Raw genomic sequence first — 22263 nt, forward strand, 5'->3', positions numbered from 1 at the left:
GACCGGCGCTGGAGGCGCGATGCTGACCATCACCGATCTGCACAAGAGTTATCCGACGCCCCAGGGCCCGCTGCCGGTCCTGCGCGGGGTGGACCTCAGCCTGGCACGGGGCGCGAGTCTGGCGCTCATGGGCGAATCCGGCAGTGGCAAGAGCACCCTGCTGCACCTGGTCGCCGGTCTCGACCGGCCTGACCGGGGCCACGTCCAGGCCGCCGGCCAGGCACTCGACAGTCTCAACGAACGGGCCCTGGCCGCCTGGCGCCGCGAGGGCATCGGGCTGATCTTCCAGCAATTCAATCTGATCGCCAGCCTCACGGTGGCCGACAATCTCGCCTTCCAGGCGCGGCTGGCCGGGCGCCATGATCCGCACTGGCAAGCCGAGCTGGCCGAACGTCTGGGCCTGACCGCCCTGCTGGAACGCTATCCGGAACAGCTCTCCGGCGGCCAGCAGCAGCGCGTGGCCCTGGGGCGGGCGCTCGCCTCCCGGCCGCCCCTGCTGCTCGCCGATGAACCCACCGGCAATCTCGACGAAGCCAGCGGCGACCAGGCCCTCGCCCTGCTGCTGGAGCTGGTGGCCGAGACCGGCAGCAGTCTGCTGATGGTGACCCACAGCGCGCGCATCGCCCGTCATCTCGATCGTACCCTGCAGCTGGAGCGCGGACGGCTCGGCGGCGACGCCCTGGGCCAGCCATGAGGCTGCTCTACTGGAGCCTGCACAGCCTGGCCAGTCACTGGCGGCGGCATCCCCTGCAACTCGCCGGCCTGGTCGCCGGCCTGTGGCTGGCGACCGCGCTGCTGACCGGGGTGCTGGCGCTCAATGCCCAGGCCCGCCAGAGCTATGCCCAGGCCAGCGCCGTCTTCGGCGCCGACCAGTCGAGTCTGGAAGCCCGTGACGGCCAACGCTTTCCCCAGGCGCTGTTCGTCGAGCTGCGCCGCCAGGGCTGGCCGGTGTCGCCCGTCCTGCAGGGCCGCCTGACCTTGGCCGAGCGCAAGGGCGCCCTGCCGCTGCTGGGTATCGAGCCGGTCAGCCTGCCCAGTGACCGGGGTGTGGCGGCCAGTGCACCGCCCGAGGCGCTGTTCGACTTTCTCGGTCCGACCGGGACTACCTGGATCGCGCCGGAAACGCTGCGTGAATGGCGGCTCCAGGCCGGCGAGGTGCTGCATCGCGCCGATGGCCTGGCGCTGCCTCCGCTGCAGTCGCGCCCCGGCCTGGCGCCCGGCACCCTGGTGATGGACATCGGCCAGGCCCAGCGCCTGCTGGACGCGCCAGACCAGCTTTCCCGGCTGATCCTGCCAAAGGCCTTCCAGCGTGCTCTGCCAAACCTGGATGGGGTCAGCCTGCAACGGGTGGAGAACGACCAGGGCGCCGAGCTGGACCGCCTGACCGACAGCTTCCACCTCAACCTGCTGGCGCTCGGCCTGCTGGCCTTCGCGGTCGGCCTGTTCATCGTCCATGCCGCGACCGGGCTGGCGCTGGAACAGCGCCGTGCCCTGCTGCGTACCCTGCGCGCCTGTGGCCTGTCGGCGGCGACCCTGGTGCTGGCACTGACCCTGGAATTGGCGCTGATCGCCCTGGTGGCGGGTGCCCTGGGGGTTGCCAGTGGCTATCTGCTGGCGGCACTGCTGTTGCCCGACGTGGCGGCCAGTCTGCGCGGCCTCTATGGCGCCGAGATCGCCGGCAGCCTGACCCTGAGTCCGGCCTGGTGGCTGGCCGGCCTCGGCCTCAGCCTGGGTGGAGCCCTGCTGGCCGGCGCCGATGGGCTGTGGCGCGCGGCGCGGCTACCGCTGCTGGCCTTGGCCCAGGGCGAGGCCTGGCGCGCCGCCCATGGCCGTTGGCTGCGGCGCCAGGCTCTGGGTGCCTTGCTGGTGGGGCTGGCGGGGCTGGGTCTGTGGCTGGGCGGCAACAGCCTGGCCAGCGGTCTGGCCCTGCTCGGTTGCCTCCTGCTGGCCGCCGCCCTGGCGTTGCCACCGCTGCTGAGCGCGCTGCTGGATCTCTTGCTGAAGCGAGCAAGGCGGCCTCTTTCGCGCTGGTTCCTGGCCGACGCCCGGCAGCAGCTGCCCGGACTGTCCCAGGCGCTGATGGCGTTGCTGCTGGCCCTGGCGGCCAATGTCGGCGCCGGCAGCATGACCGAGGGTTTTCGCCGCACCTTCGATGGCTGGCTCGACCAGCGCCTGGCGGCCGAACTCTATCTGCGCCCGCGGGACGCCACCCAGGCCGCGGCCCTGCTCGACTGGCTGCCCCGCCAACCCAGCGTGCGCGCGGTACTGCCGGTGTACGAACTGGAGACGGGGATTCAGGGCCAGCCGTCCACCCTGAGCGGTATCCTGGACGCTGATCTCTATCGGCGGCACTGGCCATTGCTCGATGCCGGCGACGAGGCCTGGACGCCGTTCTTCGCCGGTGAGGGCCTGATGCTCAGCGAGCAACTGGCCCGCCGCCTGGGAGTGGTCAAGGGGCAACGGGTGGAGCTGCAGGGCAGCCGGGGTCGCTGGTACGCCCCGGTGCTCGCCACCTATGCCGACTATGGCAATCCGCGCGGCCACCTGCTGCTGTCCCAGGCGCGGCTGCGAGCGCTGTGGCCGGATGCCGCCCTGGTGCGCATCGTCATCCGCATGGCGCCGGCGCGGGTAGAGGCCCTGCGCAGCGAGCTGCAGCAGCGCTTCGGGCTGGACGCCAGTCATTCCATCGACCAGGGTCAGCTGCGGCGTTATGCCGACCAGGTCTTCGAGCGCACCTTCAGCGCCACCGCAGCGCTCAATGCCCTGACCCTGGCGGTGGCCGGTCTCGCGCTGTTCATCGCCCTGCTCGGCCAGGCACAGCGGCGTCTCGGTCAGCTCGCGCCGCTCTGGGCGCTGGGCATCGAACGTCCGCGGCTGATCCTGCTCAGCCTGGGCCAGTTGCTGGGGCTCGCCCTCCTCACCCTGGCGCTGGCCATGCCGCTGGGCATCCTGCTCGCCTGGTGCCTGGTGGCGGTGGTGAACGTCCAGGCCTTTGGCTGGCGATTGCCGCTGCAGGTCTTTCCGGGCCAGCTGCTGGCGCTCTCCGCCATTGCCCTGCTGGCGACCCTGCTGGCCGCCGCCTGGCCCCTGATTCGGCTGCAGCGCAGTCAACCGCTGGATCTGCTGCGAGAACTCGGCAATGAACGCTAGGGCCCTGCTGGTCGCACTCCTGCTGCTCGCCGGTTGCGACGAGCAGCCATCGTCCGAAGGCTTCGCCGGTCTCGGCCAGGGCAGCGAGAACTTCGCCCCGGTGGTACCGGGCAAGGCCTTCAGCTTTCCGGCCGATCATGGCGCCCACCCGGATTTCCGCATCGAATGGTGGTACGTCACCGCCAATCTCAGCGATGCCGAGGGCCACCACTACGGCGTGCAATGGACGCTGTTCCGCAACGCCCTGCGACCCGGCGCCGACCACCCCGGCTGGAGCAACGGCAACCTCTGGCTGGGCCATGCCGGTCTCACCAGTGAGACCCGCCAGTTCTCCGCCCAGACCCAGGGCCGCGGCGGCATCGGCCAGGCCGGGGTGACCGCCGCACCCTTCGCTGCCTGGATCGACGACTGGCGCCTCGCGGGTGACCTGACCGGTCGGGCACAGGTCCAGGCGCAAGGCCCGGGCTTCGCCTATCGGCTGGAGCTCGCCGCCACCGGCCCGCTGGTGCTCCAGGGCGAAGGCGGGGTCAGCCGCAAGTCCGCCAGCGGCCAGGCGTCCTACTACTACAGCCAGCCCTTCTTCCAGGCCCAGGGCGAATTGGAGATCGAAGGGCGGCGCGTGCCGGTTAAGGGCCTGGCCTGGCTGGATCGCGAATGGAGCAGTCAGCACCTGGCCGCGGACCAGCTCGGCTGGGACTGGTTTTCCCTGCACCTGGATGACGGTCGCCAGCTGATGCTCTATCGCCTGCGCCAGGCCGACGGCCAGCACTATCTGTTCGGCAACCTGATCAATGCCGATGGCCATAACCAGCCCCTGCATCCAGGCGATATCCGCCTGGCGCCCGAGGCGACCCATACGGTCGCCGGACGCCAGGTGCCGGTGCGCTGGTCCATCACCCTGCCGGGGCAGCAGCTCGACCTGCGTATCGCCGCGGTCAATCCCGATGCCTGGATGGCCCTGGGCACGCCCTACTGGGAAGGTCCGGTCAGGGTGGAGGGCAGCGCCAAGGGGGTGGGCTATCTGGAAATGACGGGCTACTGACAAAAGCCGCGAAACGCGCGCTGGCCGCATCTCGCACCGGAACTCCCAGCCCCGCTACCGCCTCGAATCCTTACCTACCCCTGCCACTGCGCAGGGCTCGTTAGCGTGATAACCGAGGTGTGTCGATGAATGTCAAAGAGCTGAATCAGCAGGTCAAGGCCGGCGCGGTCAAGGAAGTCAATCTGGTGTCCATGGAAGGCGGCTCCTACGTCATCCATGCGCTGGTGGAAGGCACCTCGGTACCGGTCGCCGACGACAAGGGCGCGACCCTGCACGTGGCCTCGGTGGAAGAAGCCCGGCGTATCCTCGACGACGTCAAGGACGTGCGCCTGTTCATCGCCCAGCCAGCGGTCTATGAAGAGATGGTCGGCCAGCCGGTAAGCCAGACCGACTCCCGCGAAGAGATCCCGCTGCGCTCGAAGATCGAGAACCGCTGAGTCACCCGTCCCTGCCGTCGCCGGTTGCCGACGGCGACGCCTCCCCGTCATGACCCGGACCTCCCCGGCCGGTGTCATCCGTTAGCGATCCGGGCATAGCACATCCCTGTTCAGGACAGATTGTTATATTATAACAATTTCATGTTCGCCTGAGGTCGATGCCATGTCCGCTGCCGGTCCTGCTCACGCGTCTGCGTTTTCCAATGAAGAGATCGCCTGCCTCGCCGGGGCCAAGGCCGCCCTGCACACCTGGGCGGCGACCGTCGCCACCCGCGACGTGGAAGCCATTCTCGCGCTCTATGCGCCCGACGCCATCCTGGTGCCGACGCTGTCCAACGAGGTGCGGGACTGCGAGGACAGCCGGCGCGAATATTTCCGCAATTTCCTCGCCAACGAGGGGCTGGTGTGCGACGTGCAGATCTTCAAGAAGAGGGTCAGCAGCCAGCTCGGTACCGTGGTGGTCGGCGGTCTCTATGTCTTCCACTATCGCGACGGCGAGCAGGTCATCAGCGTGCCCGCGCGCTTTCTCTTCACCTTCGAACACCTCGAGGGTCGCTGGCTGATCACCGGCCACCATTCCTCCCGAGAAGCCTGAGCCAGAGCGGTTGCATTTTGTAAAACTGCAATCCTTGCCGAATGTGCGCGAGTTCGAAATGCTGTCCTGGTGACCCGGGCCCCTCTGACGGTATGTGCCGCCATGTCGAGTCATAGTCTTGAAACTTGACTAAGGAGGGGCTCATGAACGCCCTGCATGCATTCTTCTTCGCCGACTTCCTCGGCACCGCCACCTGGATGTGGCTGACCTTCTTCGCCGTCGTCATCGCCCTGCTGGCCTTCGACCTGGGTGTCCTCCACAAGGAGAACAAGCCCATCGAGGTCAAGGAGAGCCTGCTGCTGTCCGCGGGCTACATCACCGCGGGCCTGCTGTTCGCCCTCTTCGTCTGGCAACTCAAGGGCGCCGACGCCAGCCTCGACTACGTCACAGGCTTCCTGATCGAGAAGTCGCTGTCCATGGACAACGTCTTCCTCATGGCGGTGATCTTCGGCTTCTTCGCCATCCCGCGGGAATACCAGCACCGGGTGCTGTTCTGGGGCATCCTCGGGGTGATCGTGCTGCGCGCCATCATGATTGGCCTGGGCGCCGCCCTGATCCACCAGTTCGACTGGATCCTCTATGTCTTTGGCGCCTTCCTGGTGATCACCGGGGTCAAGATGCTGTTCGCCAAGGTGGACGAAGAGCCCAAGCTCGACGACAACGTCTTCATCAAATTCCTGCGCAAGAAGCTGCGGGTGACCGACGAGTTGCATGGCCAGCACTTCTTCGTGCGCCAGCCCGATGCCAGCGGCAAGACGGTGCTCTGGGTGACGCCGATGTTCCTGGCGCTGATCGTGATCGAGTGCGCCGACCTGGTGTTCGCGGTGGACAGCGTGCCGGCGATCTTCGCCATCACCCAGGACCCCTTTATCGTCTACACCTCCAACGTCTTCGCCATCCTCGGCCTGCGCGCCCTGTACTTCGCCCTGGCGGCGATGATCCATCGCTTCGCCTATCTCAAGTACGCCCTGGCGCTGGTGCTGGTGTTCATCGGCTGCAAGATCTTCCTGGTGGGCATCATCGGCAAGATCCCGCCGGCGATCTCCCTGAGCGTGACCCTGGGCCTGCTGGCCGGTGGCGTGCTGGTGTCGCTGTACAAGACCCGCAGCGAAGCCAAGCACACCGCTGCCGGTCATGAGTCGCGCGACTCCCTGAACAGGCCTTCGTGAAGGAGCGGACGATCATGAGTACCAAAGCCATCCTCGGACTCGCCGGCATCCTCCTGCTGCTCGGCCTCGGCGGCTGCGACAGCGCCGAGAAGGCGGCGGACAGCTTCGCCACCAAGGTGGAAGAAGCCGCCCGCGAGCAGGCGCGGGAAACCCTCGGCGGGACCCTCGACGAGTTGAATAGGAAGGTCGACGAGGCCCAGCACCAGGGCCGCGCCTGGCTGGATCAGCATCGACCGAAGCAGGAGAAGGAAGAGGCCGCACCGCCCAGGGCCAACCGGCCGGTGGAGGGCGTCGAAGCCTGAGCCTCTGGCAGCGGGGATGGTGGTAGGTTGGGTTGAGACGGTTCCATCGTCGAAGCCCAACAGGGTCCGTGCCAAGGTGAAAGGCGTTGGGCTTCGCTAACGCTCAACCCAACCTACGGGGTTCATCCGGCATCAATGATCGTAGGTTGGGTTGAGACGGCTTCATCGTCGAAGCCCAACAGGGTCCGTGCCAAGGTGAAAGGCGTTGGGCTTCGCTAGCGCTCAACCCAACCTACGGGGTTCATCCGGCGGGGATGGTCGTAGGTTGGGTTGAGACGGCTTCATCGTCGAAGCCCAACGGGGTCCGCAACGAGGCGAAAGGCGTTGGGCTTCGCTAACGCTCAACCCAACCTACGGGGTTCATCCGGCGGGGATGATCGTAGGTTGGGTTGAGACGGCCCTATCGTCGAAGCCCAACAGGGCCGTACCGGGGCGAAAGCTGTTGGGCTTCGCTGACGCTCAGCCCAACCTACGGTGATCCTTGGGGGCAGCCTGAGGCTCAGAACACCGCCAGGATCTCCTGCCGGTGTACCTTGCCTTCCACCGTCACCGCCACCTCATCGCCCTCTTCCCGCCCGAGCAATGCCTGACCCAGGGGTGCGCGGGGCGAGATCACCAATACATCGTGGCCATTCAGCCTGACCTTGAGTCCCGCCGCATCCGGGCCGAGGAACAGCCAGCGACTGGCCGTCGCGGTGGTCAACTCGACCAGGGCGCCGACTCGAATGCCGTCGCTCATGGCCACGGGTGTCAATGCCCGGTAGGCCGCCAGGGCCAGCTCGATCTCGTGCAGGCGACGGCGTTGGCCGTCGGCCAGGTAGGCCGCTTCCAGACCGCGGGTGTCGTACTTGTTCTCGGCCTTGCTTTCGCTGTGTGTGGCCGCCTCGTGGCTGGCCGCCAGTTGCTGGCTGATGACCTCGCGGTCGGCTTCCAGCGCCTGGAGAATGAGGGTGAGCAGTCGAGCTTTGTCCATGAAACCGTCGCCGGGGCAAAGGGTGCGAGCCGAGGCTCGGTACGAAAAATCGCCGAGCGAAGGTCAGGCGAGGCGAAAAAGGCTAAGGAAGCGGAGTTTACGAGTGGTAAATGAGCATTCCGAAGCCTTTTTCAACGAAGCATCACCGAGCGCAGGCATTTTTCGTAACGAGCCTAAGGCCTAACGCCGCATCCCGCCAGCTCCCTCGGTGCGCCTGTCTGCCCACCAGAACCCGCACGCGGGCCGCCGGTCAGTACAAGGCAGGATGTAACAGGACATAACAGATGCGCACCCGTACCGGACTCACGCTCCTCGCCCGCGGTGGCTATGCCGCCCGCGGTCTCGTCTATCTCATCATCGGCGTCCTGTCGCTGCTCGCCGCACGCGGCTCCGGCCAGCCGGCGGACAGCCACGACAGCCTGGAAGCCCTGCTCGCTCAACCCTTCGGCCACTTCCTGGTCGGTCTGGTGGTGATCGGCCTGGTGGCCTTCGCGGCCTGGCGCATCCTCCAGGCCGTCCGCGATGTCGACGACCATGGCAGCAAGCCCAAGGGGCTGGTGATCCGCGCCGGCCTGCTGGTGGGCGGCATCACCTATGGCGCCCTCGCCTTCTTCGCCCTGGGCCTGCTGGTCAGCGGCCTGCGCCAGAGTGGTGGTTCGGGCGGTGACACCAACGACCTGCTGCAGACGATCCTTGGCTGGCGCTATTCCAATCTGCTGGTGTACGTCGCCGCATTGATTCCGCTGGGCGTGGGTCTCGCCCATTTCGTGAAGGGCTGGAAGGCCAGCTTCGAGCGTTATCTGGAAGCCAGTCCGGAACAGCTGCGACTGATCCGGCCCATCGGTCGCTTCGGCCTGATCGCTCGGGGCGTGGCTTTCGTCGAGATCGCCGTCCTGCTGGTGGTCAGCGGCTCGCGCTACCAGGCGCTGCATCCGCCAGGCATGAAGGACGCCCTGAATGGCCTGCAGAATCTGCCCTTCGGCGGACTGGTCCTGTCGGTGGTAGGACTGGGGTTGATCGCCTTCGCCCTCTACAGCTTCGCGGAAGGCTACTGGCGCCGCATCGACATGGACCTGCCGGACGTGAGCGGATCGCTGCGCCAGGTGCTGCCGCGCTAGATCAGCGCCAGACGCTCACGCATCGCGCGCCAGTGGCTACCTTCCCAGAACAGCTTGTCGCAGTGCGCACAGTGCAGAAAATGCCGGTGGCGTTCCCGCACGCGCGGGGGCAGCCGGTCGGCGACCTCCGCCAGGGTGACCGCCTGCAGACTCGAATTGCAGGCCAGGCAGCGGGAAAAGGGCAACGCCCAGGGACGCAGATCCAGGCGCTGGTAGAGCTCCTCCAGCTGCGCCTCCGGGCGCACGGCATGGATATAGCAGCCGTGGAGCACCTGCCGCCGCTTGAGCAATTCGCGATCCCGGGTGAGCAGGACACGCGCCTCGCGCCGGGCGAGATCGGCCAGGGCCGGATCGGCATAGGCGTTGTCGTACAGCGTATCGAAACCCGCCATGCGCAGGCGCCGCGCCAGCGCGCCGAGGTGCGCATCGGCGACAAAGCGCGGACGCTCTGCTCCCGGATGGCCGGGAGCGGATTCACCTGAGGTCTCGGCCTGGGCCGGATGGACGACGACCTGGTCACCGTCTGCCAGACGCTGCGTCAGCGCAGCGGACTGCCCATTGATCAGCAGTCGACCCACCTCGGTATGGGGCACGCCGAGGGCTTCGATCTGGTGTTTGACGCTCGCCACCGCGGCGCACTCGACCCGGATCACCCCACCTCTATGGATCGGGGCCAGGAAGCGTTCGAGGGCGCCGTGGAAGCGAAAACTGGCCTGGGTCATGGCCGCACTATGCCAGCGGCCGACCCGGGCCTGGGGAGGGATCCGATGGATGACCGCTAGGCCTCCACCAGACTCCACTGCTTGTTCATACGCTTGTCCGACACCGGCATCCGCGTACCCAGCTGCTGGGCCCAGAGCGATACCCGATACTCTTCCAGCATCCAGCGATAGAGCTCCAGGTTGGCGTCGCGCTTGCCCTCCTGGCTGTGCTTGGCGGCGCGGGCGCGATACTGCTCCCAGAGTCCGGCCAGTTCGCCGCTCCAGACCCGATCACGCTGCACCTGGCTGCCCAGCTTGTCGAAGCGCTGCTCGATAGCCTTCAGATAGCGGGGATACTCCTTGAGCCATTCCAGCGGCGTATCCCGGACGAAACCGGGATAGACCAGGCTGGCCAGTTGCGCCTTGATGTCGTTCAGGGCCACGGCCTGGGCCAGGTCGATGCGGCCCTTGAATTTCTTCTGCAGGCCATGCCAGAGCTTGAGGATCTCCAGGGCCAGGCGCGCGATGCGTTCGGCCTGCTCGGTCCAGCCGGCCTTGCGCCGCTCGGCCAGTGAAGCCAGGCCGGCGCCATCGCGGGGCAGCTCGGCTTCGTCGGCAAGGATGGCCGCGTCCAGGCTGGCCAGCAGGATGTCTTCCACCAGCGCCTCCGGACGACCCAATTCGCGGTGCAGCAGGCCCAACTCGGTGAGCCCGGGCAACTTGCCGCGCAGGAACTTGGCCTGTTCCGCCAGTTGCTGCAGCAGCAGTCGCTGCAGGGCGCGGCGGTGCTGGTAACGGGCTTCGGCCTGGGTGGCGAAGCGGCCTTCGCGCACCGTGCCCTGCTCATCCACCAGCGCCGGATAGACCGTCATCGATAGGCCGGCCACCTGCTGCTGGGTCTTGGCCGCCACCTCGGCGAAGGCCTTGGCCTCCACCGGGCGCTGCTCCTGACGCTTCTGCGTCGGCAGCGCCAGGGCCGCCTGGCTTTCCTGGGCGAAGCGCGCCGTCACCTCGGCGAGGTCGCGGCCTTCCCCCAGCGGCTTGCCCTGGGCATCGACCACCTCGAGATTCATGCGCAGGTGTGGATCCAGGCCGGCTTCGGCCTCCGGCCAGGCCTCGTCGGGAATACGGGCGCCGGTCATGCGCTGCAATTCGCGCCCCAGGGCCTCGTGCAGCGAGCCCTCGCCAAAGGGGATCTTGTCCAGCGCCGCGCGAACGAAATCCGGTACCGGCACGAAGTTCTTGCGCAGGGCCTTGGGCAGGTTGCGCACCAGGGCCACGCAGCGATCATAGAGCAATCCCGGCACCAGCCAGTCGAGGCGCTGGGGCGGCAGCTGCGGCAACAGCGGCGCCGGCACCCGCAGGGTAACGCCGTCCCGCGGATGGGTCGGGTCGAATTCGTAGGACAGCGGCAGGATCAGCTCGCCCAGGCGCAGGGTGTCCGGATACTGGGCAGCGGTCACCTCGCTGGCTTCGCGGGCGAGGACGTCTTCCTCGCGCATGATCAGCAGGTCGGGCTGCTTGGCGCTTTCGCGGCGGTACCAGCTGTCGAAGGTGGCGGTCTGGTAGACATCCGCCGGCAGGCGCGCGGCATAGTAGTCGAACAGCGTTTCCTCGTCGGCGAGGATGTCGCGGCGCCGCGCCTTGGCTTCCAGTTCGTCCAGCCGCTCCAACAGCGCCCGATTGGCGGCCAGGCACTTGGCGCGGCTGTTGATCTCGCCGCGCACCAGGCCTTCGCGGACGAACAACTCACGGGCGGCGGGCGGATCTATGGGGCCGAAATGCACCGGGCGGCGACCGACCACGATCAGGCCATAGAGGGTGACCTGCTCATAGGCCACCACCTGGCCGCGCTTCTTCTCCCAGTGGGGTTCCAGATGGGTCTTCTTGACCAGGTGACCCGCCACCGGCTCGATCCAGTCCGGTTCGATCTTGGCCACCATGCGGGCGAACAGCTTGGTGGTCTCCACCAGCTCCGCGGCCATGATCCAGGTGGGTTTCTTGCGGCCGATGACGCTGCTGGGATGGATCCAGAAGCGCCGCTGGCGCGCGCCCAGGTAGTCGCCGTCCTCGCTCTTCTGGCCGATCTGGCTGAGCAGGCCGGCGAGAATGGCCTTGTGCAGCGCCGCGTAACCGCGAGCGCGTACCGCCGCCTCGCTGGCCTCAGCCTGTTGCTGGGCCTTGGCGTTGACGTGCTTGTCGGTGGTCGGCGCGGGTTTGTGGGTGCCCTCCGCGGCTGCCGGGGCGGGGCTTTCGGCCTTGCGCACCTGCAGTCCCAGTTCGCGGCACAGCAGGGTCAGCTGGCGATGGGCATCGCGCCATTCGCGCAGCCGCAGGTAGTTGAGGAAGTGCTTGCGGCACCAGCTGCGCAGGGCGTTGGAACCCAGCGCCTGGCGCTGTTCCTCGAAGCCGTGCCAGAGATTGACCAGAGCGGCGAAGTCCGAATCCGGATCCTTCCACTGGGCATGGGCCTGATCAGCCTGGGTCTGGCGGTCGGCCGGGCGCTCGCGCGGGTCCTGCACCGACAGGGCGCTGGTGACGATCAGCACCTCGGCGAGACTGCCCTGCTCCGTCGCCTCCAGCAGCATGCGCCCCAGACGCGGATCGACGGGCAGGCGTGCCAGTTGCCGCCCCAGGGGCAGCAGGCGCCCCTCGACATCGACCGCCGAGAGTTCCTGCAACAGGGTGAAGCCGTCCTTGATCGCCTTGCCATCCGGCGGCTCGATGAAGGGGAAGTCCTCGATGCGACCCAGGCGCAGATGCAGCATCTGCAGGATCACCGCGGCCAGGTTGGTGCGCAGGATCTCCGGATCGGTAAAGGTCGGTCGACCGAGGAAATCCTCTTCGCTGAAGAGGCGGATGCAGATGCCCGGCTCGACCCGGCCGCAACGACCCTTGCGCTGGTTGGCGCTGGCCTGGGAAATGGCTTCGATGGGCAGTCGCTGGACCTTGGCTCTATAGCTGTAGCGACTGATGCGCGCGGTGCCGCTGTCGATCACGTAGCGGATGCCGGGCACGGTCAGCGAGGTCTCGGCGACGTTGGTGGCCAGCACGATCTTGCGCCCGGGACGCGGCTGGAAGATCTTCTGCTGCTCGGCCGGCGTCAGCCGCGCATAGAGCGGCAGCACCTCGGTGAATTTCAGCTGGGCCTTGCGCAGGACCTCGGCGCAGTCGCGGATCTCGCGCTCGCCGGGGAGGAACACCAGCACATCGCCCGGGCGCTGACCGACGCTGCGCTCGTGCGCCTCGATCTCGTCCAGCGCCTGGAGGATGCCCTGGTCTACCGAAAGGTCGTCCACCAGCCGTTCGCCGTCTTCGTCCACCTCGGCGCTGAGCGGGCGGTACCACGTCTCCACCGGATAGGTCCGCCCGGACACCTCGACGATGGGCGCGCCGTCGAAGTGCCGGGAGAAGCGCTCCAGGTCGATGGTGGCCGAGGTGATGATCAGCTTGAGATCGGGGCGACGCGGCAGCAGGGTCTTGAGAAAGCCCAGCAGGAAGTCGATGTTGAGACTGCGCTCGTGGGCCTCGTCGACGATGATCGTATCGTAGCGTTCGAGAAAGCGGTCGTGCTGGGTCTCGGCCAGCAGGATGCCGTCGGTCATCAGCTTGATCAGGGTGGCATCGGTGCTTTGGTCCTCGAACCGCACCTGATAGCCGACCAGCTCGCCCAGTGGCGAACCCAGTTCCTCCGCCACCCGGGCGCCCACGCTGCGCGCCGCCAGGCGGCGCGGCTGGGTGTGGCCGATCAGCCCCTGTACACCCCTGCCCAGCTCCAGACAGATCTTGGGCAGCTGGGTGGTCTTGCCCGAGCCGGTCTCACCGGCGATCACCACCACCTGATGGCCGGCGATGGCGAGCTTGATCTCCTCGCGCTTGGCGGCGATCGGCAGGGCGTCGTCATAACGGATGCGCGGCACGCTGGCACGCCGCGCCTCGACCTTGGCGCAGGACGCCTGGAAACGCTCCAGCCACTGGGCTTCGCGAGCCGGATCGGGTTGTTTCTGCAGGGCCTGGAGCTGGCGCCTCAGGCGATGGCGATCGGCGTTGAAGGCTTGATCCAGGTTGGCGGCGAGACGGGCAACGGAGGGGGTATCGGTCATGAAACTCTTTCGACGGCGGTCGCTTGGACCGGTAAGTGTAAAAGAGTTGGGGGGTACGGCGGGGCTTTACAAGAACGGCGAGCGGAAAACCGCCGGGTTGCCTGCCCCTGCGCGACGCCTGGTCGCGCAGGGGCGGGAGCGCATTAGCGCTTGGCCTGGACGCTGGCCACGTTCAGCTTGGCCGGCGGCGTGCGCAGGGCCATGTCCAGGGACTGCAGGGCCTTCCAGGCGTCCTGTTGCAGATCGGCGGGTTCGGCGTGATCGAATTTGATCTTTTCGCCGGCGGCCGGCAGCGGCGGACGGGTGCCGTAGATCAGCGCATAGAAGACCGAGGCGGTCAGGTAGGTGCCGGTAAAGGACGGGTGGCTGCCGTCGGGCAGGAACAGCCCGGGCTGCGGCTGATCGGCCAGGGCCTTCTGCCAGGCCTGGCCGACCGGGGCCAGCAGCGCGCCGGTCTCCTTGGCCAGGGGGGTGTAGACGCTGTCCAGCTGCGCCTGCATGGTCGGGTTGTTCTGCCGGGCCCAGGTCAGGTAGAGGATTGGCTGGGCGCCGTCCTTGCGCGCCAGGTCGGCGATCAGGCGTACGTACTGACGGGTGAGGTCCGGATTCTTCACCGGCATCATGCTGTGGTCCTGGATCACCACGTAGTCGTAGTTGGCCTTGGCCAGCTCGTCCTGCACGTCGTGGCGCTTCCAGTGTTCCTCGAGGCTGGCGCCGCTGAAGGTCACATGCTTGACGTCCAGCGGGCGCGCCTGACCGGCGTCGACGGACATTTGACGGACCATCGCCGGCAGATCGTTGACGAAGGTGTAGCTGTTGCCCACGAACAGAACGCGGATGGGTTCACCGGCCTGGACCTGACCGAGCACGCTGGAGCCCAGCAGGAAGAGGCCCAGCAAGGCCTGGCGTACGCTAATTCGCATGGTGTGTCCTCAAGGAAAGAGGTCGGAGAGATGACGGCAAAATGCCGCCTGCGGTTTATACCCGAACCTCTTGCGAAAACCATGCTTGGAAACCAGCGGCGCCGCTACCAGTCGACGACTGGTAGCGGCGCAGGGGACGTAGTGGAGTCCTGTTACGCCTTCTTGAGTTCGGCGTCACGCAGTTCGCGACGCAGGATCTTGCCGACGTTGGTGGTCGGCAGGCTGTCGCGGAATTCCACCAGCTTGGGCCGCTTGTAGCCGGTGACGTTGTCGTGCATGTGCTTGAGCACCTGCTCGGTGGTGAGGGATGCACCGGGCTTGGGCACCACGAACACCTTGATCTTCTCCCCCGCCACCTCGTCGGGGATGCCGATGGCCGCGCACTGCATCACCCCGGGCAGCTGGGAGAGCACCTCTTCCAGCTCGTTGGGATAGACGTTGAAGCCGGACACCAGAATCATGTCCTTCTTGCGATCGACGATCCGCAGGTAGCCGTCCGGCTCGATCACGGCGATGTCGCCGGTACGCAGCCAGCCCTCGGCGTCCAGCACCTCGGCGGTGGCCTCGGGTCTCAGCCAGTAGCCCTTCATGACCTGGGGTCCCTTGACGCACAGTTCGCCAGGGGTATCGAAGCCCTGGGCCACGCCATCGGCATCCACCACCTTGCAGTCGGTGCCCGGCACCGGCACGCCGATGGTGCCCAGCCGGCGTCGCTCCAGCGGATTGAAGCTCACCACCGGACTGGTCTCGGTCATGCCATAGCCTTCGCAGATGCCGCAGCCGGTCACCTCTTCCCAGCGCAGGGCCACGGATTGCTGCAGCGCCATGCCACCGGAAAAGGTCACCTTGAGCTGGGAGAAATCCAGCTGGCGGAAATCCTCGTTGTTGCACAGGGCGGCGAACAGGGTGTTGAGGCCGACGAAGCCGTTGAAGCGCCACTGCCTGAGTTCCTTGACCAGCGCCGGCAGATCGCGCGGATTGGTGATCAGGACGTTGTGGTTGCCCTGGATCAGCATGGCCATGCAGTGAATGGTGAAGGCATAGATGTGGTAGAGCGGCAGCGGCGCGATCATGACCTGGGCGCCGCCGCCCAGGTACTTGGTCATCAGCACCTGGCACTGCAGCATGTTCGCCACCAGATTGCGGTGGGTCAGCATGGCGCCCTTGGCGATGCCGGTGGTGCCGCCGGTGTACTGCAGCACGGCGACGTCTTCCGCCGCCGGATCGGCGTCGACGAAATCGACGTGCTCGCCCTTGGTCATGGCGTCGACGAAGCGGATGGAATGGGGAATGCGATAGGCCGGCACCATCTTCTTGACGTGGCGGACCACGGCGTTGACCAGCAGGCGCTTGAAGGTCGGCAGCAGGTCGCCGACCTCGGTGACGATGACGTGGCGGATATCGGTCTGCGGCAGCACCTGTTCGGCCAGGTGCGCCATGTTGGCCAGGCAGACCAGCGCCCGGGCGCCGGAGTCCTTGAACTGGTGCTGCATCTCGCGGGCGGTGTAGAGGGGGTTGGTGTTGACCACCACCAGGCCGGCGCGCATGGCGCCAAAGACCACCACCGGATACTGCAGCACGTTGGGCATCTGCACGGCGATGCGATCGCCGGGTTGCAGGTCGGTGTGCTTTTGCAGATAGGCGGCGAACTGGCCGGACAGTTCATAGAGTTCGCGGTAGCTCAGCGTGCGGCCCAGGTTGCTGAACGCCGGGCGCTCGGCGAAGGTCTGGCAGGCCTCGCGGAACACCGCCAGGACGTTGCGATAACGGTCCAGGTCTATGTCTGTCTGGATGCCCTCGGGATATTTGTCACTCCAGAAATTCGGCATCATGCAGCCCGCTCCCGCTCTATGGTTATTGTTCGTTGGAGTGCCGTGATCAGCGCTGAACCGGCCCTGCGAGCCTAGCAGCTTTGCCTAGCCCGCAACAGCATCAAAATCCGCCCTGAACGTCACCTAATGACCAGATAGTCACTTGCGGTCATCCTCTCTGCCGGCTTTTCCGGGAGTCGATTAGCCTCCGGCGGCGAGGCTGGGTAGAATGCCCGGCTTCGCGGCGTCCGCCGCCTTGTCACAGCTGCCGGAGCGCTTCATGAGCCTGACCGAAAACATCCCTTATGAAGCCCTCGAAATCGGCCAGAAGGTGACCGTGACCCGCACCATCGAGCAGCGCGACGTGCTGCTGTTCGCGGCCCTCTCCGGCGACTGCAACCCGCTGCACCTGGACGCCGAATTCGCCGCCAAGACGCTGTTTCGCGAGCCCATCGCCCACGGCATGCTCAGTGGCGCCCTGATCAGCGCCGCGGTGGCCTGCAACCTGCCGGGGCCGGGCACCCTCTATGTCGACCAGACCATGACCTTCGAAAAGCCGGTCAAGCTGGGCGATACCCTGACGGTGGAAATCGAGGTGCTGGAAAAGCTGCCGAAATTTCGCGTGAACCTGGCTACCCGGGTGTTCAACCAGCACGGTGACAAGGTCGTCGACGGCGTCGCCAAGGTGGTCGCGCCGCGCAAGCCGGTGCAGGTGCAGCAGGTCGAATTGCCCCCCGTCACCGTCGGCTGAGCCACCCTCCCCGCTTCAACTCAGATCGGCCAGGCCTCGCTGCAGCGGGGCCTGCAGACTGAAGTCGCTGAACGCCACTTCCATGCCGCCGCGCTCCGGGGTGCCGCACACCGGGCCGACCCGGTATTCCACGGCGGCCGGCAGGCTGGCCAGGCGCAGCAACGGCCAGCGCTGACCGTCGAACGAGGCCTGGACCCGCAGGGTGCCCTGGGTCAGGGTGACCCTCAGCCACACCTCCTCTCGCTCACCCAGCGGCGCGCCCACGGCCAGATCCGAGCGTCCCAGGGTCAGGACGCTGAGCAGCTGGGGGGTATCGTCGAAGTAGCCGATGCCGACGCGCAGCCACTGCTGCTCATCGATCCGCACCATCAGCCCGGCGTGGTCGCCCTGGTTCTTGCAGCGCGCCGCCACCCGCAGCTGGGCGGTGAAACCACTGGTGACCCGGGCGCCGAAGAAGTGACCGCTGTGGCGCTCGGCGCCGTCGTGGGTCTGACGCCAGAAGTCACTGTGGCGATCGGTGATGACCCGCAGCCGCTCGGGCTCGGCCAGCCAGGTCTCGGGTTCGTTGATCCATTGGCAGATGTCGAACATGGGGCTCTCCTCGCGTGCTCGCGCTTGGAGTCCCGCCTGCCCCGCAAGTTCGTCTAGACCCCGCCCTTGAGAATGGCGGCGGCGATCTGGCCGAGGCCGATTTCCTGCTCCACCGCGCCGAGCTTCATGGCTTCCTTGGGCATGCCGTAGACCACGCAGCTGTCTTCGTCCTGGCCGAGGGTACGGCCGCCGACGTCACGCAACTCCTTGAGGCCACGGGCGCCGTCGTCGCCCATGCCGGTCATGATGATCCCCAGGGCATTGCTGCCGGCGGCCCGCGCCACCGAGCGGAACAGCACGTCCACCGAGGGTCGATGGCGACTGACCGGCGGACCGTCGACCACGTCCACCTGGTACTGGGCACCGCTGCGCTTGAGCAGCATGTGGCGACCACCCGGGGCGATCAGCACCCGCCCCGGCAGGACCCGATCGCCATGCCGGGCTTCGCGCACCTCCAGTTCGCAGAGGCGATCCAGGCGCTCGGCGAAGGCGGCGGTGAAGCGCTCGGGCATGTGCTGCACCACCACGATGCCGGGGCAGACCCGCGGCAGCGAGGTCAGCACCGCTTCCAGGGCCTGGGTCCCACCGGTGGAGGTACCCAGGGCGACGATGCGTTCGGTGGTGCGCGCCATGGCCGGGCTGCCACCGGCCGGCAGGATGGCGTCGGCGCTGAGCTTGGGTGTCGGCACCACCGGCACGCCACGCGGCGCCAGGCGCTTGAGATTGGCCCGGGCGGCGGCCTTGACCGCACTGGTGAGGTCGTCGGAGGCGTCCTTGAGGAATTGCTTGAGGTTGGCCTGGGGCTTGGTGACGATGCTGACCGCCCCGGCGGCCATGGCCTGCAGGGTGGTGGCGGCGCCCTTCTCGGTCAGGGTCGAGCAGATCACCACCGGGGTCGGGCGCTCCGCCATGATCTTCTTGAGAAAGGTGATGCCGTCCATGCGCGGCATCTCCACGTCCAGCACGATGACGTCGGGCCACTGCTTGCGCATCTTGTCCTGGGCGAACACCGGGTCGGCGGCGACCCCCAGCACCTCGATGGCCGGATCCTCCGCGAGACTCTGGGCGAGCACCTGCCGCACCACGGCGGAGTCGTCGACGATAAGGACCTTGATCTTGTTCATGGAGTAAGTCTCGTAAGCGGCGGAACATAGGGTAGCTCCACCTGTTGCATGAGCACCCGGCCGTCGACGAGGTCCAGGGACAGTTTGCGATGGCCGGCGCCACGGACATGGGTCCGCGCCGAGTGGAGACCGGCCTTGGCCAGCTGCGCCAGCGCCGCTTCGACGTTGACGTCGCCGATGTTGCGGACGCGATCGCGCAGGAGCTGGGGAAACATGTTGCCGCCGCCGTAGAGGTGCACCTGGTAGCCGGGCAGATCACCACCGTGGCGGGCGATCGCCCCCAGTATCAACTGCAGGGACTCGTCGACATAGTGACCGTCGGCGGGCGCGCCGGGCGCGGCGCGCTGGCGCGTGGGCAACAGCGCATGGGTCATGCCGCCGAGGCGCCGCCGCGGATTCCAGAAGACGAAGGACACGCAGGAACCCAGGATGGTCCGGATCCGCAACTCGCCCTGGCCGAAATACCATTCGCCTGGACGCAGAAACAGCTCCGGCGCGGCTGCCATGGCTAGAGCGGACGTTGATAGATGGAGGGACTGACCATTTTCAGGGCGTCGGTCACCCCGTTGAGGCTCTCGGAATGACTGACGAAGAAGTAGCCGCCGGGCCGCAGGTGGCGGACCAGGCGGGCCACCACCTGGCGCTTGGTGGGCACGTCGAAATAGATCATCACGTTGCGCAGGAAGATGATGTCGAAGGTGCCCAGCTCCGGCAGGGAGTTGTTCAGGTTGATCTGGCGAAAGGCGATCCGCGCGGTCAGGCGCGGATCCACCAGAAAGGTGCCGTCGTTGTCGCCCACGCCCTTGAAGCAGTAGCGCCGCAACAGCGCCGGCGGGATGTTCTCGGCTTCGGCGAGCGGATACTGGGCGTTGCGCGCCTTGGCCAGCACCCGGGTGCTGAGGTCGGAGGCGACGATTTCCCAGGGCCGCTCGCCCAGCCCTTCGGCCAGGGTCATGGCCAGGGTATAGGGCTCCTCACCCGAGGAGCAGGCACCGCTCCACAGCCGCAACGGCTGGCGCCTTTCCCAGTTCGGCAGCACCTGCTCGCGCAGGAAGTCGAAGTGCTTGGGCTCGCGAAAGAAGTAGGTTTCGTTGGTGGTCAGCAGATCGACCGCCATCTGGCATTCCGCCTGGTCGCGCTGGATCAGCTGGAAATAGGCGTCATAGCTGGGCGTGCCGCGCTGGCGCACGCGCTTGGCCAGGCGACCGCTCACCAGCGGGCGCTTGGCATCGGACATGCTGATGCCGGCGACCCGGAAGATGAAGCTGCGAAACTGGCGGAATTCGCTGTCGGTCAGCGCGGGGAGTTCCATGTTTCGCGACTCAGGCAGCGGTCATGGCGGCGAGCTGGGCGAGATCGTCCGCGCCCAGGACCCGATCCATGTCGAGCAGGATGACGAAACCCGCCCCCTGCTTGGCCATGCCGAGGATGAAGTCGGTGCGGATCGAGGCGCCGAAGCGCGGCGCCGGCTCGATGCCGTCGGCGCCGATCTCCAGCACCTCGCAGACCGCGTCCACCACGATGCCGAACACCTGGGGGCCACCGTCGACCTGGATCTCCAGCACCACGATGCAGCTGCGGCGGGAGGTCTCGGTCACCTCGTTGCGAAAGCGCACGCCGAGGTCCATGACCGGCACGGCCGCGCCGCGCAGGTTGATGACGCCACGGATGGCCGGCGGCAGCATGGGCACCGTGGTGACCGCGCCGTACTCGATGATTTCCCGCACGCAACCGGTGTTCACGCCGTAGAGGTCACCGGCGAGCTGAAAGGTCAGAAACTGGCGCAATAGCATCAGGCTTGCTCCTCGAAACGGGCGAAACCGGCCGGCACGCTGCCCCGGGGCGCGCGACGGGGCGAGTCGATCAGCGCCGAGGTGCGCTCGGCCAGGCTCGGACCCGAGCGCTTGGCGCCGGGACGGGCGACCTGTTGCGCCACCGGCGAACCGCTCAGGGTGAAGAATTCCATCATCTGCTGGAGCTGCTCGGCCTGGCCGCTCATCTCTTCCGCGGTGGCGGCCAGTTCTTCGGACGCCGAGGCGTTCTGCTGGGTGATCTGGCTCAGTTGCAGCATGGCGCCATTGATCTGCTCGACCCCGGCGCTCTGCTCTTCGGAGGCCGCGGTGATTTCCTGCACCAGATCGGAGGTCTTGTTGATGGAGGGCACCATCTCGCTCAGCAGGGATCCGGCGCGCTCGGCCAGGGCCACGCTGCTCTTGGCCACGGTGCCGATTTCCTGGGCGGCGATCTGGCTGCGTTCGGCCAGCTTGCGCACCTCGGCGGCCACCACGGCGAAGCCCTTGCCGTGCTCGCCGGCGCGGGCGGCTTCGATGGCGGCGTTGAGGGCCAGCAGATTGGTCTGGTAGGCGATGTCGTCGACGATGCCGATCTTGTCGGCGATGGTCTTCATGGCCACCAGGGTCTCGCGCACGGCCTGGCCACCCTCGTCCGCTTCCCGCGCGGCCTTGCCGGCCATGCCGTCGGTGACCTTGGCGTTCTCGGTGTTCTGGGCGATGGAAGCCGACATTTCCTCGATGCTGGCGCTGGTTTCCTCGACGGAGGCCGCCTGCTCGGTACTGGCCTGGCTCATGCTCTGGGCGGTGGCCGAGACCTCTTCCGAGGCGCTGGCCAGGCCGTCGGCCGAGCTGCGCACGTCGCTGATGATCTGCGCCAGGGTGGTGGTCATGGTGCGCACCGAGGCCAGCATGCTGGTGGTGTCGCCCTCGCGGGTCGTCACCTCGACGCTCAGGTCGCCGCGGGCGACGCGCTGCACCACCTCGGCGGCATAGGCCGGTTCGCCACCCAGCTGCCGGATCAGGCTGCGGGTGATCAGGTAGCCGAGCAGGATGGCGATCAGGGCCGCCACCGCACCGATGGCCAGCATCAGGTTGCGGGCATCCACATAGGCATCGGTCGCCGCTTCACCGGCTTCCTGCATGCGCTGGGCCTGCAGATCGTTCAGGGCGCCGAGGGCGGCGACCAGCTCGTTGTTGTTGGGGGCGAAGACGTTCAGCAGATAGTCCCGGGCCTGACCGCGATCGGTGTCCAGCAGGCGAAAGAATTCGCCGTACTTGTCCTGCAGGCGCTGACGCGCTTCCACGGCCGCGGCCAGCTTCTGCTTGCCTTCGTCGGTGGTGATCTTCTTTTGCAGGTCGGCGAGGATCTCTGCGTTGCCTGAACGGACCTTGGCGATGTCTTCCTTGGTCTTGGCCAGGGCGCGCTCATCGTCCAGCAGCAGCAGGTTGCGCATCAGGCGGCCGCTGTCCAGGGTGTTGCGCACCAGGGTGTTGGCCTGGACGGTCATGGGGAAACGGAATTTCGACATGTTGTCGGCCGAGTCCTTCATGGTGCCCATGTTCAGCAGGGCGACGCCCATGACCAGCAGCAGCATCAGGATGGCAGTCCCGAAACCGATCGCCAGCTTGGTCGAGACGCGAAGTGTGTTCAGCATGGTGGAAGCGCCTCCGGCGCCGGTT

Annotated in this window: 20 protein-coding genes; 9 read left to right on the plus strand and 11 right to left on the minus strand. The window is 67.0% G+C overall.

Features of this window, described 5'->3' with window-relative positions; translation table 11 throughout:
- Window positions 1-19 precede the first annotated feature (19 nt).
- The 7 genes from FHR73_RS08110 to FHR73_RS08140 all read left to right on the plus strand — a co-directional run bounded on the left by FHR73_RS08110 (window position 20) and on the right by FHR73_RS08140 (window position 6695).
- Window positions 20-694 (plus strand): ABC transporter ATP-binding protein, encoded by a 675-nt coding sequence (locus tag FHR73_RS08110; protein ID WP_183630414.1) that lies wholly within the window; start codon window positions 20-22, stop codon window positions 692-694.
- On the plus strand, window positions 691-3150 hold the full coding sequence (locus tag FHR73_RS08115; protein WP_183630415.1) for an FtsX-like permease family protein: 2460 nt from the start codon (window positions 691-693) through the stop codon (window positions 3148-3150). Before FHR73_RS08110 ends, FHR73_RS08115 begins: the two co-directional genes overlap by 4 nt.
- The gene (locus FHR73_RS08120) at window positions 3140-4192 is read left to right on the plus strand and encodes a lipocalin-like domain-containing protein (protein WP_183630416.1); all 1053 of its coding nucleotides are present in this window, start codon (window positions 3140-3142) and stop codon (window positions 4190-4192) included. The genes FHR73_RS08115 and FHR73_RS08120 overlap by 11 nt, the downstream gene beginning before the upstream one ends.
- Window positions 4193-4317: 125 nt before the next feature.
- Complete coding sequence (locus FHR73_RS08125; protein WP_183630417.1) at window positions 4318-4629, plus strand: DUF6482 family protein; 312 nt, start codon at window positions 4318-4320, stop codon at window positions 4627-4629.
- Between the two features lie 163 nt (window positions 4630-4792).
- Window positions 4793-5224: a DUF4440 domain-containing protein gene (locus tag FHR73_RS08130; protein ID WP_183630418.1), complete on the plus strand. Its 432-nt coding sequence runs from the start codon at window positions 4793-4795 to the stop codon at window positions 5222-5224.
- Window positions 5225-5367: 143 nt separating this feature from the next.
- Window positions 5368-6393 carry a TerC family protein gene (locus FHR73_RS08135; RefSeq protein ID WP_183630419.1) on the plus strand — a complete coding sequence of 342 codons (1026 nt, stop codon included), beginning with the start codon at window positions 5368-5370 and terminating at the stop codon, window positions 6391-6393.
- 14 nt (window positions 6394-6407) lie between these two features.
- The gene (locus FHR73_RS08140; RefSeq protein ID WP_183630420.1) at window positions 6408-6695 is read left to right on the plus strand and encodes a hypothetical protein; all 288 of its coding nucleotides are present in this window, start codon (window positions 6408-6410) and stop codon (window positions 6693-6695) included.
- 499 nt (window positions 6696-7194) lie between these two features.
- On the opposite strand, the gene FHR73_RS08145 is transcribed toward FHR73_RS08140, so the two are convergent.
- Window positions 7195-7668 (minus strand): GreA/GreB family elongation factor, encoded by a 474-nt coding sequence (locus FHR73_RS08145; RefSeq protein WP_183630421.1) that lies wholly within the window; start codon window positions 7666-7668, stop codon window positions 7195-7197.
- Between the two features lie 284 nt (window positions 7669-7952).
- Between FHR73_RS08145 and FHR73_RS08150 the strand changes: the two genes are divergently transcribed.
- On the plus strand, window positions 7953-8786 hold the full coding sequence (locus FHR73_RS08150) for a DUF1206 domain-containing protein (RefSeq protein WP_183630422.1): 834 nt from the start codon (window positions 7953-7955) through the stop codon (window positions 8784-8786).
- Here the strand turns inward: FHR73_RS08150 and FHR73_RS08155 are convergent.
- The 4 genes from FHR73_RS08155 to FHR73_RS08170 form a co-directional block, all read right to left on the minus strand.
- Complete coding sequence (locus tag FHR73_RS08155) at window positions 8783-9508, minus strand: Mut7-C RNAse domain-containing protein (protein ID WP_183630423.1); 726 nt, start codon at window positions 9506-9508, stop codon at window positions 8783-8785. The two genes, FHR73_RS08150 and FHR73_RS08155, sit on opposite strands and share 4 nt — an antisense overlap.
- A gap of 56 nt (window positions 9509-9564) precedes the next feature.
- Window positions 9565-13590, minus strand: a complete 4026-nt coding sequence (gene hrpA / locus FHR73_RS08160; RefSeq protein ID WP_183630424.1) for an ATP-dependent RNA helicase HrpA — start codon at window positions 13588-13590, stop codon at window positions 9565-9567.
- A 143-nt stretch (window positions 13591-13733) separates the two neighbouring features.
- The gene (locus tag FHR73_RS08165) at window positions 13734-14513 is read right to left on the minus strand and encodes an SGNH/GDSL hydrolase family protein (protein WP_183630425.1); all 780 of its coding nucleotides are present in this window, start codon (window positions 14511-14513) and stop codon (window positions 13734-13736) included.
- A 152-nt stretch (window positions 14514-14665) separates the two neighbouring features.
- On the minus strand, window positions 14666-16345 hold the full coding sequence (locus FHR73_RS08170) for a long-chain fatty acid--CoA ligase (RefSeq protein WP_183630426.1): 1680 nt from the start codon (window positions 16343-16345) through the stop codon (window positions 14666-14668).
- A 259-nt stretch (window positions 16346-16604) separates the two neighbouring features.
- Between FHR73_RS08170 and FHR73_RS08175 the strand changes: the two genes are divergently transcribed.
- The gene (locus tag FHR73_RS08175; RefSeq protein ID WP_007162137.1) at window positions 16605-17075 is read left to right on the plus strand and encodes a MaoC family dehydratase; all 471 of its coding nucleotides are present in this window, start codon (window positions 16605-16607) and stop codon (window positions 17073-17075) included.
- A 15-nt stretch (window positions 17076-17090) separates the two neighbouring features.
- Here the strand turns inward: FHR73_RS08175 and FHR73_RS08180 are convergent, their stop codons facing one another.
- The 6 genes from FHR73_RS08180 to FHR73_RS08205 are packed head-to-tail and all read right to left on the minus strand — an operon-like array spanning window position 17091 to window position 22238.
- A complete protein-coding gene (locus FHR73_RS08180; protein ID WP_183630427.1) occupies window positions 17091-17666 on the minus strand; it encodes a DUF1349 domain-containing protein in 576 nt (191 codons plus the stop codon).
- Between the two features lie 53 nt (window positions 17667-17719).
- Window positions 17720-18790: a chemotaxis response regulator protein-glutamate methylesterase gene (locus FHR73_RS08185; protein WP_133859372.1), complete on the minus strand. Its 1071-nt coding sequence runs from the start codon at window positions 18788-18790 to the stop codon at window positions 17720-17722.
- Window positions 18787-19296 (minus strand): chemotaxis protein CheD, encoded by a 510-nt coding sequence (locus FHR73_RS08190; RefSeq protein WP_183630428.1) that lies wholly within the window; start codon window positions 19294-19296, stop codon window positions 18787-18789. Before FHR73_RS08190 ends, FHR73_RS08185 begins: the two co-directional genes overlap by 4 nt.
- 2 nt (window positions 19297-19298) lie before the next feature.
- A complete protein-coding gene (locus FHR73_RS08195; protein WP_133859374.1) occupies window positions 19299-20102 on the minus strand; it encodes a protein-glutamate O-methyltransferase CheR in 804 nt (267 codons plus the stop codon).
- A gap of 10 nt (window positions 20103-20112) precedes the next feature.
- Window positions 20113-20583, minus strand: a complete 471-nt coding sequence (locus FHR73_RS08200) for a chemotaxis protein CheW (RefSeq protein ID WP_183630429.1) — start codon at window positions 20581-20583, stop codon at window positions 20113-20115.
- Complete coding sequence (locus FHR73_RS08205) at window positions 20583-22238, minus strand: methyl-accepting chemotaxis protein (RefSeq protein WP_183630430.1); 1656 nt, start codon at window positions 22236-22238, stop codon at window positions 20583-20585. The genes FHR73_RS08200 and FHR73_RS08205 overlap by 1 nt, the downstream gene beginning before the upstream one ends.
- Window positions 22239-22263: the final 25 nt, after the last annotated feature.

The organism is Pseudomonas sp. AS2.8 (genome assembly GCF_014190935.1).
GTDB lineage: Bacteria > Pseudomonadota > Gammaproteobacteria > Pseudomonadales > Pseudomonadaceae > Chryseomonas.